This is a genomic window from Mycobacterium paragordonae, assembly GCF_003614435.1.
Lineage (GTDB): Bacteria > Actinomycetota > Actinomycetes > Mycobacteriales > Mycobacteriaceae > Mycobacterium > Mycobacterium paragordonae.
Genome location: NZ_CP025546.1, coordinates 2,883,560 through 2,899,007, shown reverse-complemented (window position 1 = coordinate 2,899,007; position 15,448 = coordinate 2,883,560). Strand labels below are relative to the sequence as shown.

Sequence of the window (15,448 nt, the reverse complement as noted above, 5' to 3'; positions counted from 1 at the left end):
AAGTGTGTCTCGGCGAATTCAGGCGTACCGCTCGACGAACAATTGCAGTGACTTTTCTACGTCCCCTTTGACCGCCCGTGCCGCGGCCGAGCCGACCGGGCCGAACAGGGCACGCCCGCCCAGCTCAAGGCGCAGACCCATGGTCGAACCGTCCTCATGGGGTGCGACGGTGACGGTGACGCCGTACTTTGCTCCGCCTTTGCCCGACCCCGACATGGCGACCTCGTGGGGCGGGTTCCACTTGGTCACGGTCCACGTCACCCGGTTGCGAAGCCCCTTCGATCGCGCCACGCCGATGATCTCGGTTCCCACCGTGATCTCGTCGGGGATGTCGCTGCGCCATCCCTCGTGCATGACGAGCCATTCGCCCAACTCGGAGAGATCCGACACGCGCTCCCACATGTCCTGCGGGGCCATCGGGACGTTTGAGGTCAACTCAACGGAAGCCATCGGGAGAGCCTAGCGAGGGTCGCAAGGCCGGCGCAGCCGACCGCCGCGGGCCCGAGCCATCAACCCCGCGAGGGTCGCAAGGCCGGCGCAGCCGACCGCCGCGGGCCCGAGCCATCAACCCCGCGAGGGTCGCAAGGCCGGCGCAGCCGACCGCCGCGGGCCCGAGCCATCAGCCCAGCTGCCACGGGAAGTTCCGCCATGCCGTTACGCTCAGCAACAGAGGAGGGGCGCGTGGTCGAGGATCGGGCGGGTTCGCAGTTCGGGCCGTATCGATTGATCCGAATGCTGGGTAGCGGTGGGTTCGGCGAGGTCTACGAAGCCGAGGACACCGCCATGCATCGCACCGTCGCGCTCAAGTTGCTGAGCAACACGTACTCCCAGGATCCGGTGTTCCGCGAGCGTCTGTTCCGGGAGGCCCGTACCGCCGGACGCCTTCGCGAACCGCACGTGCTGCCGATTCACAGCTGCGGGGAGATCGACGGCCAGGTCTATATCGACATGCGGCTCGTCCGGGGCGTGGATCTGGAGACGCTCCTCAAGCGGGACGGGCCCCTCGATCCGGCACGAGCGGTGCGACTCATACGCCAGGTCGCCGCCGCCCTGGACGCCGCGCACGCCGAAACGGTGCTGCACCGTGACGTCAAACCGGCAAACATCCTGCTGTCCGGGGACGACTTCGCCAGCCTGGTCGACTTCGGTCTGGCCAGCGCGGCCGGCGACGCGCGCCTCACCAAGACGGGGAAAGCCGTCGGGACCTTCGATTATGTTGCGCCGGAACGGCTTTCGGATGCACCGGTAGACCATCGCTGCGATGTCTACGCGCTCGCGTGCGTCCTCTACGAACTGCTCACCGGGAAGGCGCCGTATGACGAGCACCGGGATCTGTCCGCGCTGATGACGGCGCACCTGACCGCGCCCATCCCGCGGCCCAGCCAGCAGCGCCCCGGTATCCCGGCCGCGTTGGACGACGTCATTGCACGAGGCATGGCAAAGAATCCCGACGCGCGTTACCGCACCGCCGGCGAACTGGCCGCCGCCGCGGAGAGCGCCCTGAACCCGGCCGCGCCGACGCGCGAATGGGCCGTCGAGCCACCACCGCCACCGATCCAGCACTCGCCCCCACCGCCTCCGACACACCCCGGGCCCCGGCCGCCGTGGGCCGAGCCGCCCCGCCGGAAACGCCGCAATCGCGCCGCGCTGGTCGTGGCCGCTGTCGCCGTCGCCGCCGTGGTGATCACGATCGGCATCGTGGCCGTCACAAACCGGCACGATTCCACTCACTCTTCCGCCGTCAGCACTCCGCGGCCCTCTTCGACGGTCCCGACGGTGTTGAAATTCCCCGACCTGTCGGCGGCGCGTGGCGTGGCGGTCAGTGGCGACGGAACCGTCTACGTGGCCGAGATGACCAAGCACTCGCCCGAAGGCCGGGTGCTCAAACTGGCACCCGGACAGGCCTCCCCCACGGAACTGGCGTTCGGAGACATCTACGGCATCGACGTGGCAGTGGATTCGGCCGCCAACGTCTACCTCGCCGACATTCACGCGCCCGGAGTGTGGAAACTCGCGCCCGGCGCCCGCGGCCCGATCATGCTGCCGTTCGGCCACGTTGGCCGGCCAGCCGGGATCGCCGTGGGAACGGACGACAGCGTCTACATGACCGACAACGCCCTCAAACAGGTGCTGAAGCTGGCACCTGGTGCGACCAGCGCCACCCAACTGATGCCCACCGTTCCGATGAACGGGCCTGGTGGCATCGCGGTGGATAAGGACGGCAACGTCTACATCGCGGACAGCGACGACCGCCGTGTGTTGAAGCTGCCCGTAGGCGCGGCCACTCCCCTCGAGCTACCATTCGCCGGGCTCGAAAAACCTTACGGTGTAGCGGTGGATCCGAAAGGCAACGTCTACGTCTCCGATTTCGAGGGTCATGGGATCTTCAGACTGGCCCCCGGCGCCACCAGCGCGACCCGGCTCGCCTTCCCCGGCCTGAATTATCCGCTCGGCATCGCTGTGGATCACGACGGCGATCTGTTCGTCGTCGACTGCCATCGCACCGACGAATGCGCGACCGGCAAGGTGCTGGAACTAGGGCCGCCGCAATGACCGACGATCCCACCGTCCGCCACTCATCGAGTTCGCGGGTCGGCACCCGCTTCGGGCCTTACCTGCTGCGCCGCTTGCTCGGCACCGGCGGTTTCGGCGAAGTCTACGAGGCCGAAGACACCGTCATGCATCGGATCGTGGCGCTGAAGCTGTTGTCCAGCAGCTACTCTCACAATCCGGCCTTTCGGGAACGGCTCTTCCGCGAAGCCCGCACTGCCGGACGACTGCACGACCCGCACGTGGTGCCTATCCACGGTTGCGGCGAGATCGACGGGCAGCTCTACATCGACATGCGGCTCATCGACGGGACCGACCTGCAGAGCACGCTGGAGCGCGACGGCGCGCTGGGGCCGACGCGGTCGGTGAACATCGTGCGTCAGATCGCAGCGGCGCTGGATGCCGCGCACGCTGAAACGGTGATCCACCGCGACGTCAAGCCGGCCAACATTCTGCTCGGCAGAGACGATTTCGCCTGCCTCGTCGACTTCGGCCTGGCCAACGCCGCCACCGATACCAAGCTCACCAGCGAAGGCACCACCATCGGTTCGTTCGCCTATCTCGCCCCCGAGCGGCTCGCCTCGGGCGAGGCCACACCAGCCGCCGATATCTACGCGCTGGCCTGCGTGCTCCACGAGTGCCTCACCGGAGCGTCGCCATTCGAGAACCGTACCGAGATCCCTGCCCTGGTCGCCGCCCACCTGACCTCGCCACCACCCCGGCCCAGTCAGCAGCGGCCCGGGATTCCGGTCGGGTTCGACGAGGTGATCGCGCGCGGCATGGCCAAGGAACCCGAGCATCGCTATCGAAGCGCCGGCGAACTCGGTGCGGCGGCCCAGCGTGCGCTGTCCACACCGGTGCCCAATCCATCGTGGCCGCCGCCCGCCGTCCCGCCCACCCAGTCCTGGCATCCGCCGGCGCCGACTGTGGCGCCGAGAACTCAAGTTCCTGAGCCATTTCGGCGCAATTCTCGTCGCCGCATCGCGGTCGTCATCGCTTCCGTCGCCGCCGTTGCCGCCATCGTCGCCGTCGTGGTGGCAGTCTCAGGAGCGCCGGACTCATCTCGGTCCGCCACCAGCGCCACCAACGCCGCACCCAGCACGAGCGCCACGGCCACCAACTCCGCACCTCCGCTGAATGCCACCCCGTTGACGACCATCGGGTACGGCGATCTGGGCGGAGTGACAGTCGATGCCGCCGGCAATGTGTTCGTCGTCGACACCGGTAACAAGAAGGTGTTCAAACTCGCCGCGAATACCAACGCGCCCACCGAGATACCGATCCGCGGGCTCACCAAACCCAAGTCGGTGGCCGTGGACTCGGCCGGGACCCTGTACATCACCGACTGGTCCACGCCCGGTACGGGTCAGGTGTGGAAACTTCCCCCCGGCGCCACCTCACCCGTCGAACTGCCTTTCGGCGCGATTCTCCCGTCGGGTCTCGCAGTCGACGGCGGGGGCAACGTATACGTTTCTGCGCGCGACCAGGTGCTGCGGCTCGCGGTCGACGCGCCCACGCCAACAGTGCTTCCGTTCGGGGGCGGGTTGTTCGAGAGTGTCGCGGTGGACGGCGGCGGCAATGTCTATGGCCTGCAGATGGGCCGCGTCCTCAAACTGGCGCCCGGCGCAACCAGTCCAACGCAGTTGCCCTTCGCGCAGTTAGGCCGTGCGCAGGGCATCGCGATCGACGCCAAGTCCACGATCTATGTGATCGACAACTCCGACAACCTGGGGAAACTCCTCAAGCTCCCGGCCGGAGCCACCATGTCGACAGCGCCCACCGTGCCCGAGAACCAGTCTTTCGACGGCATCGCGGTCGACGCCGCGGGGACCGTTTTCCTTACCGAGAACAATCGACTGCTCAGGGTTGGAGCCGGTTGATGGGCGACCTGAAAACCCAGCTGGCACAACAGGGCCCGCTCGACCCGGGCCGCGCGGTCGAGGTCGTCCGTCAGATCGCGGCGGCGATCGACGATGCCCGCGCGCACCGAGGCACGCACCGGGGCGTGACGACCGAAACCATTCTGTTGACCGACGACGGCTCGGCATATCTGGCGGACGAGGCTGGCACGACACCGTCCACCGAGCGCACCCGCACGTTGGTCACCGATACCGAAGCGGCGTACGGCGCGGACATCTCGGCACTGACTGCCGTACTCTACGAGTGCCTCACCGGACACCCACCCAACGCCTCGGCGATGCCGCCGAGTCAGCAGAAGCCGGGCGTCCCAATCGGTTTCGACGCCGTGATCGCGCGGGGTCTGGCGGCCAACCCCGGCGACCGGTACCGCAGCGCCACCGAGTTGGTCGAGGCCGCACAGAATGCGCTTTCGGCAGCGGTCACCCAGACGATCGATCTACCGCCACGACAGCCCAATCCTGCTCCCCCACAATGGGATCCGGTTTCCAACCGCACGGTGTCCTATCCGCACACACGTCCTGTGGTCTTTCCACCGCCCCTGCGCCGGCGACGGTACCTGGGGCCGGCGATTGCGGTGGTGGTGATCGTTGTGGCGGTGGTGGTGGCTGCCTTCGCGATTCCGAAACTCGTCCACCACTCAGGGAACTCCGCCACGCCCAAAACCACGACCACATCCACCCCACCCAAGCGCAGCTATACCGGACTGCCCACTGCCCTGCCGTTTCCCGGACTGGGCGTGACGACAAGCGTGGGCGTCGACGGTGCCGGCAATATCTACGCGCTGGCTTCCCTTGTCGGTGAGGGGTCATTCGACTCGATGCCGACGATGCTGTTCAAGCTGGCGCCCGGCGCCGGGGATGCGGCCGCCGTTGACATCCCTGGTGTGAATGTTCGCTCGGCAACGGACCTCAAGGTCGACCAGGCCGGCAACATCTATTACAGCGAGGGTGCCCAGGTTTGGGTGTTGGAGGCCGGCAAGACCAGCCCGATGCGGTTACAGTTCCGCGGGTTCAGCAAGATCGACGCCATCGCATTCGACGCGGCGGGCAACGTCTATGCGGTCGGCGGCATGTTGTCCTCCGACCTCAAACTCAAGTACGGGGTGAAGAAATTGGCCCCGGGCGAAAACCGGCCGACCGACCTGTCATTCAGCGGCCTGTACGTGCCCAAAGGCATCGCGGTCGATAAAGCCGGCAACGTCTACGTCAGTTCCGGCATCGAGAACACCGGCCACGGCAAGGTCGTCAAACTAGCGCCCGGCGCCACCTCGACGACCACGCTGCCCATTCCCGATATCTTGGAACCTCGCCAGATCGCTTTCGACAGCGCGGGCAACGTTTTCGTCGCCGACGGCTTCGGCAGGCGATTCTTCGAATTGCCGGCCGGTGGCGGCAGCGCTATCTCGATACCGATTCCCGCGAGCTCGCACGGTGTCGCTGTCGACTCGGCCGACAATCTCTACGTCCTGACGGGCGCGATTGCCGATCAATCGGACAAGTCCGTGCACCCGGGTCAGGTGCTCAAGGTCGTGCCCGAGAAGTAACCGCCCGGCGGCCGAGCTCAGTGGCTGGGGCCGCCGCGCAGTTTGTTTCCGATCCGGATCGCCGGCAGCAGCACGGTGCGCGGCAACAACCGGCCGGTGGTGCTCGCGACCTTGGGCACCAAACCCGGTACCACGCCCCGCTTTCCGGACAGCATGCCCTGAATGGCCTGTTCGGCGACCTCTTCCGGGGACACCTGCGCGAGCGGGACGCTGAACCGCTCGGCGTTGGCGATCTCGGCCCACTCGGTGGGAACGGGGCCGGGACACAGCGCGGTGACTGATACTCCCGTCCCGTGCAACTCCTCCTGAACGGCCTCGGAGAATGTCAGCACGAACGCTTTGCTGGCCGAGTACACCGCCATGAACGGAAGTGGCTGGAACCCGGCGATCGAGGCGATGTTGAGCACCGCACCCGCGCCCCGCTCCACCATGCCCGGCAGTACCGCGCGGGTGAGTTCCATCAAGGCCAGCGCATTGAGGGTGACCTGCTCACTCTCGCGCTCGGCGGGCAGCTCATAGAAACGCCCGCTGGTACCGAATCCGGCGCTGTTGCATAGCCCGGCAATGGGATCGGTGCTCAGCCGCTGCGCGAGCTTGGCTCGCGAATCGGCGTCCGACAGGTCCAGGGGCAGCACCTCGACTTCGACCCTGGCGCTGTCCCGCAACTGGTCGGCCAGCTCGTCGAGGCGCTCGCGGCGCCGGGCCACCAGCATCAGCGGAAAGCCCCGCCGCGCCAATCCTTTCGCGAGTTCAGTGCCGATTCCCGACGAGGCACCCGTGATGACGACCGTACTCTGCTTGCTGGGCTTGGGAAGGCTCATGACGTCACCAATGGATCCCTCTGGTCGCCTGCAGGAAGGTCTCGCTTCGCTTGTCGAGATCTTTTTCCTCGCCTGGCTTTTCGCTGCCCTTGGCCGCCGAGGAATCGTCGAACATGCCGAATGCGCGGTTACGCACGCGGTCCATCACGGCCGGGTTGACGGCGTCGGCGACCGCGGCGAACTGCCCGAACGGTGAACTGGCCCGCCGGGGCCGGTGAATGAGCGCGTCGGTGATCACCCCGGCCGCCTGATCGGGAGTCAGCGTCGGGAAGTGGTCGTACATCGTCGTCGGGCTGATCATGGGCGTGCGTACCAGCGCCATGTGCACGGTGGTGAACCGGACGTTGTCGCTGACGGTCTCCGCCTGCAGCGCATCGCACAGGCTGTCCAGCGCGGCCTTGCTGGCGATGTAAGCGCCGAAGCGCGGCGCACGCGTCTGCACGCCGACCGAGGACACGTTGACGATGTGTCCAAAGCCGCGTTCGCGCATGCCGGGAATGAATTTGAGAATCAGCTGCACCGCACCCAGATAGTTCAACTGAATGGTGCGCTGGTAGTCGTGGATCCGGTCGTAGGACAGTGCCAGCGAACGCCGGATCGAGCGGCCGGCGTTATTGATCAGGATGTCGACCCCGCCGAGGTCTTCGAGCACCTTGTCGGCCATTGTGGCGATCGCCTCGGTGTCGGACAGATCGCACGGGTACACGTGGGCGTTGCCGCCGTTGGCGCGAATGTCGTCGGCAACCTTCTCGAGATTTTCCAGAGTGCGCGCGACCAGCACCACCGTGCCGCCCGCCTCGGCGATCTTGTGCGCCGCGGCCTCGCCGATCCCCGACGACCCGCCGGTGATGAGCACAACCTTGCCCCCGACCGCGTCGCTGAGCTTGCGGCCCTGCACGGCGTCAAGCAGATTCCTCAGATAGAACGGCCGGTACCGGCCCGCGGAGTTCGGCGTGTTGATCATGTTCGAGACGGCCGCGAACGGTTTTTCGACCAGGTGCGTGAGGTCCCCGAGGTTCATCGGCAGTTGCTCCTGATGGCGGTGTGGAAGGTGTGACAGGGGGTCATTAAGCCAACCTAGGACATCGACCGGTGAATAGGTATACGGGTCACGACAGACCGAACGCCTTGCGCCGATTTGCGCCGGCGCCCGCCAAGACCGAGGCGGGCTCTCGCTGAGTCGAGCTGTTGCTGAGTCGAGCTGTTGGTGAGCGCCCGCATGTTGCCCACAACACGCCGCCCAGCCCGACATTTTCGGACCGTCACCAACAACACATCCCCCACGGCCTCTCCCCGGCCCGACGAGCGCCCGCGTGTTGCCCACAACACCTTCGTAAGTACGGTTTGTCAATGGGGTTGGGGCGGCTGCCCGGTCCTCGTCTCTACGTAGTGCGTCAAACGGGTTTGTTTTCCCGACGTCGTTCAATCGAGTTCGGTGAGGACGGGCGGGGCCTGCTCAGGGTGTCGTTCGAGATCTGTGTGCTCTACGCCGTGTGGAGCTTGGCCCCAACCTATTTCATGGGATCGGTCGTTAGTTACGCCGCTGAGGGTAGCGTGCTAGCGCCGGCTCGCTCAGCGTTCCAGGCCACGCGTTCGGTGATGATCACGTGCACCCAGCGCAATATCGCAGCGGCCAGTGCTGCTTTGGCCTGGTGATCGGACAGTGGGTTTTTGTCTCGGGTCCTCAGGTGCCGGTAGCGGGCGGTCATCACGGGATTGTGTCGTTGAGCACCCCATACTGCACGCCAGGCGGCTAGCCGCAGCCCAGGCCGGCCACGTCCAGAGATCCGTGATCGACCCGTGCTGGTGCCGCTGTTGTTCTCGCGCGGACACAGCCCGGCATGCTTGACCAGCGCACGGGGGCTATCGAAACGGGTGGGATCGCCGCTCTCGGCCAGAATCGCCGCTACTCCGGTCGCGGTGACCCCGGGGATGCTGCTGGCCAACTCGGTGAGCTCAAGGGCGTCAAGGATCTCTAGCATGCAAGTTTCCACCTGCGCCCGGCGAGACCTGATCGCGCGCCAATCCTCAAGCACCCAGCTGCAGCGCTCGAGAGCACCTCGGCGTTGCGCGCTCACTCCTGCCGGATCGGTCAGGGCGACAAAGACCGCGACGATGATCCGGCGCAGAGACCGGTTGCCACCCCAGCGCGGTAGCTCTCGACGCACCGCGGCCTCAAACCGTGCCAGACCAAGCCGTTTCAACCGCTCCGGACGGCCCTCGCAGCGTTGCAATACCACCGCCAAAGCAGCACACCAGATGGCCGAATCGAACTGTCGCACCGATGCACCCAGCACCGCCGGCCAGGCGCACTCCAGCAGATCCCGCAACTGCTGCACGCAGGCAGTCCCCTCGGTGATCAGGCGCTCGCGGCGCGCTCCCAAGTGCCGCAGTCGTGCCCACGTCTCATCAGCACGCTCAGGGGCATAACACCGCAACTGAGCCACCAGCCGTGCGATCAGCACCGCATCCTTGTCGTCGGTCTTGTCCCGGGTGTAGTCCTCAGATTCCCGGGCCCGCCCGGTCAGCAACGGTTGTACACACACCAGAGTCATCTCGCGTTGCACCGCAAGCTGATCCAGCACCCGCCAGCGATGCCCCGTCGGCTCGCAGCCGACCGTGACATCGGCGAAACCGAGCCGGCGGGCCTCCGTACGCGCCCAATCCAGCACCGGGCCCAGCTGCCACGTCTTGGCCTTCACCCGCTTACGCGCCAGCACCTGCGAATCATGATTAGCAACCACGACCGCCTGCTTCTCATCGGCCAGATCAAAGCTCACGATTGCGTTCTCAACCGGCACCAGCTCCCGCAATCTGGCCAACCGGGCATTGCGCCGCCTATCACCGCGCGACAAACCACTACTCTGGATCACGACGTCCTCCTGACTGTTTTGGGACACCAAGCCCTTCGACAACATCAGGAGGACGTCGCCTTAACATCAACAACACGCCCACTAGCCATAACGCTCTTAACACGCCGCCCAGCCCGACATTTTGCGGACCCTCACCAACAAGACGTCCCTCTAACGCCCAGCACTGCGGCGAAAGTCTGAACCGCTGTCCACGGCGTGTCGCGGAGGCGCTGTCGTCCGCAACCCGGTAGTCAGCAGGTATGAGACTGTTGGTCGTCATCCTGGCCGTACTGCTGGTGAGCGCCTGCGACGGCGGGTCCGGGACAACCCAGCCCGCATCGTCGTCGAGCACTACGTCCGCAACGACCACCACCCGGCCCGCCGCGCCGGCGATGACGTTCGACTGCGCCAAACCGGCGAATAAGGCGCAGCAAATGGTTTGTGATGAGCCACAATTGACCGACCTCGACCGTCGAGTGCAGGCGGCGTACCAAAAGGCGCTGGAACGACCGGGCGCCGACCAGGCGACGCTGACCACTGCGCAGAGCGCGTTCGCGACAACCCGCGACGGCTGCGCGGATTTCGTCGAGGTGCGGACCTGCGTGCTCGAGGCCTATCAGACGCGGCTGGTCGAGTTGACCATCGCCGACCCAGCCACCGTCGCGCCGCCGGTGGTCACCTACAACTGCCCCGCCGATGCCGGCACGTTGACCGCGCAGTTCTACAACCAGCTCGATCCGAAGACGGCGGTTCTGGACTGGAAGGGTGTGCGCGTGATCCTGTTCCTGCAGCCCTCAGGCAGCGGCGCCCGCTACAGCCGTCAGGGTTCGGAGTACTGGGAGCATCAGGGTGAGGTGAACCTCGACCTGGGCGGGACGAAATTCGTCTGCCACACACAGTGAGCGGTCAGTCGAAGACGACCACTGCCCGCCCGACGATGTCGCCCCTACCCAACGCCTCCAGGTTGTCGTTGATGTCGTTGAGTTTGATCCGGACCACGCGGTGCTTGATCAAACCTTGGCCGGCCAGTGAAAGTACCTCTCGAAGGTCGTTGTAGTTGCCCCAGAACGAGCCGAAATAGGACTTCTCACCGCTGACGAACGGAAACAACGGCAACTCGACGCGGTCGCCCATCAGGCCGACTTGGGACAGTGCCCCTTCGGTCTCCAGAATGGCTGCCGCCAGTCCCAGGGACTCGGACGACCCCGCGCAGTCCAGCACCGCGTCGACCGTTCGCCGCCCGGTCAGGTCCTCAAGTTCGTTCTGGACGTCCTCGCTCGTCTTATCACGCACGTTGACGGTGTGATCCGCGCCGTGTTCCCTTGCCACCTCCAGCTTTTCATCGCTCCGGGCGAATCCGAACACGGTGGCGCCTGCGCCGAGAAGTCGCGCGTACTGCACGCCATAGCTGCCGAGACCCCCGATGCCGTTGACGACCACCGTGCGGCCGGCGCCGAGCTTTCCCGCGTCTCGCAACTTCTTCATGCCGCGATAGGGAGTAAGACCGGCATCGGTCAACGGAGCAAGGTACTCGGGTTGTTGATCTGGTTGGCCGGCAACGGATAGGACGTGGTCATACGGGGCGACCATGTATTCGGCGAAGCCGCCGTTGGGCCCGAACCCGACGAGTTGTCCATTGGCGCACAGTTGTTGGTTGCCTTCGTGGCATTGCCGGCAGGTGCCGTCGCCCCAATTGGGGTCGACCACGACGAGATCTCCTTCGGAGATTCCGGCCGAATCCGGAACGTCAGGGCCCACATCGGTGATGGTGCCGGACACTTCGTGTCCGGGGATGAAGGGAAAGTCGACGGGCAGGCCGTCCCTGAAATAGCCGTCCATGAGCTGGTAGTCGCTGCGGCACATACCGGTCGCGGCTACCTTGATCAGCACCTGGCTACGCCCGACGTCCGGCACCGGAACTTCGTCTATCTCCAACGGCTGGTTATAGCCGTGCATGCGCGCAGCCCGCATTTTCATGATGTCTCCTTGGGGTCAGAAGCAGGGGAAGATGACGCGTGCCCGATAGTCAAAGCCAACCGGATCGACGCCTGTTGCGGTACCAGATTCCTGCTCGATGTCTGTCTAATTCCGGTACGGCCGCGGTCGCCGCGGGGGGGACACACCCTGCGGGCGGCATCGCGGTCAGATACCTTTTTTTGCAGAGCAATTCCAACCCGCCGCCGTCGATGCTCGAGGAGGTGCGGATCTGACCGCTACCGAGTACGTCGAGCACCGTGCGACGTACCACGAGCTCGTCGCCGAACTGACCACCCGGGCGACGCACGACGGCCCGAACATCGGGCTGTGGCCGGGCCTGACGATCTACCGCTTCAGCCGTCCCACCCAACCGGAGTGGCAGGAGATCCAGGGGCTGTCTATCGGCATCGTCGCCCAGGGCCGCAAGGCGGTGACCGAGAAGGGCAGATGCCATGTCTACGACCAGTTCCACTACCTGGTCATCAATGGCGATCTGCAGTTCCAGAGCGAGGTCCTCGAAGCCTCGCCGGATTGCCCTTGCCTGTGCCTCGTTTTGGAGATCGACCCCTCCACCGTGAGGGCCATCTCCGAGAACATGCCGGGTCGCAGCCGCGCCGAACCGGCATCGGTCCGTGAACTGGCCGACAGTTGCGTGGTCTCCGCACTCGACGACGAGGTGATGAGTTCCGTGCTCCGATTCGTTCGCGCCGTGGGCAGTGAAGTCGATCGGCGGGTGCTGGCTCCGCTCTATCTGCGGGAGCTCGTCTACCGGGTCCTGCAGCGGGAACAATTCGCCCGAATGCTGCACTTCGCCGCCCAGCAGGCGGCAGGTAATCCGATCGGCGCCGCACTCACGTACATCAATTCGCATCTGGGCGAACCGATAACGGTTGCCGCCTTGGCTGCTCAGGTGGGTTTGAGCCCGTCAGCGTTCACCCGTGCGTTCCGAGAGCTGACGGGTTCGTCGCCCTATCAATATGTCAAAGAGGTGCGGCTTAACCGAGCGCGGGAACTGGTGATGGATCGACGCGTAGGCGTGGCCGACGTCGCCCATCGGGTCGGTTACACCAGTGCCTCACACTTCATCAAGGAATTCCGCACGCGATTCGGCGCCACACCACGCGAATATGTCAGCGGCGCAGCCAGTGCGGGGGCATCGATATAGCAGAACGCTCAGATCGATAGCGGCTTTGAGGACGCTGACGGCTGGCGCGCATCAGTCGTGTGTTACGGGCGCGAGGGGGTCGGAATGCTGGGATCATCAGAGTGAGGTGACGCTCGACCTCGGCGGCACGGAGTTCGTCTGTTGCACACAGTGATTCACGTCTGATTGCCGGTGAGCGCGTCCAGCCTTCGCGTCAGATATCTGACGACGCCGGCGTCGGTGGTGAGCTCGACGGCGCGACGATAGGCATGCGCCGCGGCCTCGGATTCGCCGGCAGCTGCCAGCAGGTGAGCGCGGGCGGCCCAGGCCGGCTGAAATCGCTCGGTCGCGGTCATCGCGTCGAGGGCCCGCAGCCCTGCCTGTGGCCCGTCGACTTCGGCGTCGATTACCGCCAAGGCGACCGAAGCACCGAGTGACGGTGCAAGCCGAACCAGCGCGCGATACAGGGCGCGCAGCGCAACCTTGTCCACAGAGCCGTCCCGCGCGCGGGCGCAGTGCGCCGACTGGATCGCCGCCTCGTATTGATAGCGGCCCGGGCGACCGGCCCCGTGGGCCCGGTGTAACAAGTCCTCACCGCGCACGATCAGCGCCTCATCCCATAGCCGGCTGTCCTGCTCGTCCAGTGGTACGAACTCGCCGTCACCAGTGCGCCGCGCTGCCCGGCGTGCTTCCGACAGGCACATCAGTGCGGCCAATCCGAGCACCTCGGGATCGTCGGGCAGTAATTCGGCCAGGACCAGGGCCAGATGCAGCGCCTCGGCCGACAATGACTCGATCGGCTCACCGTCCGGCTGAAACTGCCAGTCAATCGCGAAGGCGCCGTAGACCGCTTCCAGAACGGACGGCAACCGGGCGTCCAGATCCGCACGTTGCGGCATGGCAAAAGGTATTCGCGCATCCCGTATTCGGCGTTTGGCGCGCACCAGCCGTTGCGCCATGGTGGCAGCAGGTACCGAGAATGCGCGCGCGATGGCCGCGGCGTCGATGCCGAGCACCGTCTGCAACATCAACGGTGTTCGGCAATTTGCGGTGATCGCGGGATGCGCGCATACCAGCATCAGCTCCAGCCGGCGGTCGGGAATCACGGCCGGCGCTTCACCCAATTCTGTTGTCGCAAAATCTGTTTCGGGCAGGGGATCGGACATACGGTAGGCGTGTGATTTCCACCGGTCGCGCAGGCGATTGCGGGCCACCGTGAGGATCCAGGCCTCCGGATTGGCGGGTATTCCGTCAATCGGCCATCGGGTGAGCGCCCCTTCCATCGCGTCGGCGATGGCGTCTTCGGCCGCGGGTATGTCGCCGGTGGGTGCGGCAAGCAGCGCCAGGTGCCGCCCGTACGAAGTACGAACGAACTGTCCCAGGCGGTCCCCTACCTCACTCAGGTTGATACCAGCCTTTGCCGCTGGCGTACGTCACGCTTACCGGCCGTATTTCGATCGTTCCCCAGGCCGCGGCCGGGCATCGCGCCGCCCACACCAAGGCGGCATCCAGATCGGGCACGTCGATGATGAACACCCCACCAAGACGTTCCTTGGTGTCGGCGAACGGACCATCTTGAATCTCTGAGGCACCGTTGCGTGTCGTGAACGTGGTGGATACGGCAGCCGATTGCAGCACCTGCGTGCCGATCAGGACGCCCGCCGCGTCCAGGTCCTTGGCGTACTTCGCGAAGGCTGCCCGCGCGGGTGCCATGTCTTCGTCGGTCAGCCCGATCTCGCTGCCCTCCTGATAGTGCATGAGCAAGCAGTACTGCATTAGGTGGTCCCTTCTCCGCTGGACGGTGTCACCTGTATGACGACCGACCCCGCGCCCAATCGACATCGGAGTCGTCCAGAAGACGAGAATGCCTGAAATGGGCCGAACATTCGACGACCTGGTAGCCGAAGCCGATTCGGCGCCGATCGATGGGTGGGACTTCTCCTGGCTGGACGGCCGCGCCACCGAACAGCGGCCGTCCTGGGGTTATCAGCGATTGATGAGCGAGCGGTTGGCGAACGTCTCGGCGGCATTGGACATCCAGACCGGCGGCGGCGAGGTGCTGGCCGGCGCGACCGAGTTCCCGCCGACCATGGCGGCCGTCGAAGCGTGGCCTCCGAACGCGGCGCTGGCCACCAGGCTTCTGCACCCGCGCGGCGTCGTCGTGGTGGCCGTGCCCGACGAGAGGACACTGCCGTTCGCCGACGAGGTGTTCGACCTCGTCACCAGCCGGCACCCCAACACCGTGCCTTGGCCCGAGATCCACCGGGTGTTGCGGCCTGGCGGAACGTACCTCGCCCAGCACATCGGCCCCGCCACCGTCGCCGAGTTGACCGAATTCTTCATCGGCCCCCAGCCGCAGGCATGGAGCCGGAGGGACCCGGAAATTGAGCGCGCGCAGGCAGAATCCGCCGGCCTGCGGATAGTCGACATGCGACTCGAGCGGCTGCGCCAGGAGTTCTCCGACATCGGCGCCGTGGTCTACTTCCTGCGCAAGGTGATCTGGACGGTGCCCGGCTTCACCGTCGAGCGCTATCGCGCGCGGCTGCGCGAACTGCACCAGCGCATCGAAGCCGACGGACCGTTCGTCGCCCACGCGGCCCGGGTTCTCGTCGAGGCCCGCAAGCCTGGGTGACAATGCTGT

13 protein-coding genes are annotated in these 15,448 nt (G+C 65.8%); 6 read left to right on the top strand and 7 right to left on the bottom strand.

What is annotated here, in order from left to right:
- Nucleotides 1-18: 18 nt before the first annotated feature.
- Nucleotides 19-450: a type II toxin-antitoxin system Rv0910 family toxin gene (locus tag C0J29_RS13415; RefSeq protein WP_065046499.1), complete on the bottom strand. Its 432-nt coding sequence runs from the start codon at nucleotides 448-450 to the stop codon at nucleotides 19-21.
- Nucleotides 451-681: 231 nt separating this feature from the next.
- Between C0J29_RS13415 and C0J29_RS34380 the strand changes: the two genes are divergently transcribed.
- Genes C0J29_RS34380 through C0J29_RS13400 form a run of 3 tightly spaced genes read left to right on the top strand, consistent with a single transcriptional unit; the run spans nucleotide 682 to nucleotide 6,013 of the window.
- Nucleotides 682-2,553 (top strand): serine/threonine-protein kinase, encoded by a 1,872-nt coding sequence (locus tag C0J29_RS34380; RefSeq protein WP_277950717.1) that lies wholly within the window; start codon nucleotides 682-684, stop codon nucleotides 2,551-2,553.
- Nucleotides 2,550-4,430, top strand: coding sequence for a serine/threonine-protein kinase (locus C0J29_RS34375; protein ID WP_120792618.1), 1,881 nt, complete (start codon nucleotides 2,550-2,552; stop codon nucleotides 4,428-4,430). Before C0J29_RS34380 ends, C0J29_RS34375 begins: the two co-directional genes overlap by 4 nt.
- Nucleotides 4,430-6,013 carry a hypothetical protein gene (locus tag C0J29_RS13400; protein WP_120792617.1) on the top strand — a complete coding sequence of 528 codons (1,584 nt, stop codon included), beginning with the start codon at nucleotides 4,430-4,432 and terminating at the stop codon, nucleotides 6,011-6,013. The genes C0J29_RS34375 and C0J29_RS13400 overlap by 1 nt, the downstream gene beginning before the upstream one ends.
- Before the next feature lie 17 nt (nucleotides 6,014-6,030).
- Here the strand turns inward: C0J29_RS13400 and C0J29_RS13395 are convergent, their stop codons facing one another.
- The 3 genes from C0J29_RS13395 to C0J29_RS13385 all read right to left on the bottom strand — a co-directional run bounded on the left by C0J29_RS13395 (nucleotide 6,031) and on the right by C0J29_RS13385 (nucleotide 9,614).
- Nucleotides 6,031-6,834, bottom strand: coding sequence for an SDR family NAD(P)-dependent oxidoreductase (locus tag C0J29_RS13395; protein ID WP_065046508.1), 804 nt, complete (start codon nucleotides 6,832-6,834; stop codon nucleotides 6,031-6,033).
- 4 nt (nucleotides 6,835-6,838) lie between these two features.
- Nucleotides 6,839-7,855, bottom strand: a complete 1,017-nt coding sequence (locus C0J29_RS13390) for an SDR family NAD(P)-dependent oxidoreductase (protein ID WP_120792616.1) — start codon at nucleotides 7,853-7,855, stop codon at nucleotides 6,839-6,841.
- A gap of 514 nt (nucleotides 7,856-8,369) precedes the next feature.
- Nucleotides 8,370-9,614 (bottom strand): IS110 family RNA-guided transposase, encoded by a 1,245-nt coding sequence (locus C0J29_RS13385; protein ID WP_162951454.1) that lies wholly within the window; start codon nucleotides 9,612-9,614, stop codon nucleotides 8,370-8,372.
- Nucleotides 9,615-9,946: 332 nt separating this feature from the next.
- Here C0J29_RS13385 and C0J29_RS13380 point away from each other — a divergent pair, with 332 nt between their 5' ends.
- A complete protein-coding gene (locus tag C0J29_RS13380) occupies nucleotides 9,947-10,588 on the top strand; it encodes an MliC family protein (RefSeq protein ID WP_120792614.1) in 642 nt (213 codons plus the stop codon).
- Nucleotides 10,589-10,592: 4 nt separating this feature from the next.
- On the opposite strand, the gene C0J29_RS13375 is transcribed toward C0J29_RS13380, so the two are convergent.
- Nucleotides 10,593-11,663 (bottom strand): NAD(P)-dependent alcohol dehydrogenase, encoded by a 1,071-nt coding sequence (locus C0J29_RS13375; RefSeq protein ID WP_120792613.1) that lies wholly within the window; start codon nucleotides 11,661-11,663, stop codon nucleotides 10,593-10,595.
- Nucleotides 11,664-11,832: 169 nt separating this feature from the next.
- Here C0J29_RS13375 and C0J29_RS13370 point away from each other — a divergent pair, with 169 nt between their 5' ends.
- Entirely contained in the window at nucleotides 11,833-12,828 is a 996-nt protein-coding gene (locus C0J29_RS13370) for an AraC family transcriptional regulator (protein ID WP_308494767.1), read from the top strand.
- A 155-nt stretch (nucleotides 12,829-12,983) separates the two neighbouring features.
- On the opposite strand, the gene C0J29_RS13365 is transcribed toward C0J29_RS13370, so the two are convergent.
- Both C0J29_RS13365 and C0J29_RS13360 read right to left on the bottom strand, forming a co-directional pair.
- Complete coding sequence (locus C0J29_RS13365) at nucleotides 12,984-14,210, bottom strand: RNA polymerase sigma factor (protein WP_277950743.1); 1,227 nt, start codon at nucleotides 14,208-14,210, stop codon at nucleotides 12,984-12,986.
- Nucleotides 14,203-14,583, bottom strand: a complete 381-nt coding sequence (locus C0J29_RS13360) for a YciI family protein (protein ID WP_120792610.1) — start codon at nucleotides 14,581-14,583, stop codon at nucleotides 14,203-14,205. Before C0J29_RS13360 ends, C0J29_RS13365 begins: the two co-directional genes overlap by 8 nt.
- Before the next feature lie 97 nt (nucleotides 14,584-14,680).
- On the opposite strand from C0J29_RS13360, the gene C0J29_RS13355 reads away from it, so the two are divergent.
- Entirely contained in the window at nucleotides 14,681-15,439 is a 759-nt protein-coding gene (locus C0J29_RS13355; protein ID WP_120792609.1) for a class I SAM-dependent methyltransferase, read from the top strand.
- Nucleotides 15,440-15,448: the final 9 nt, after the last annotated feature.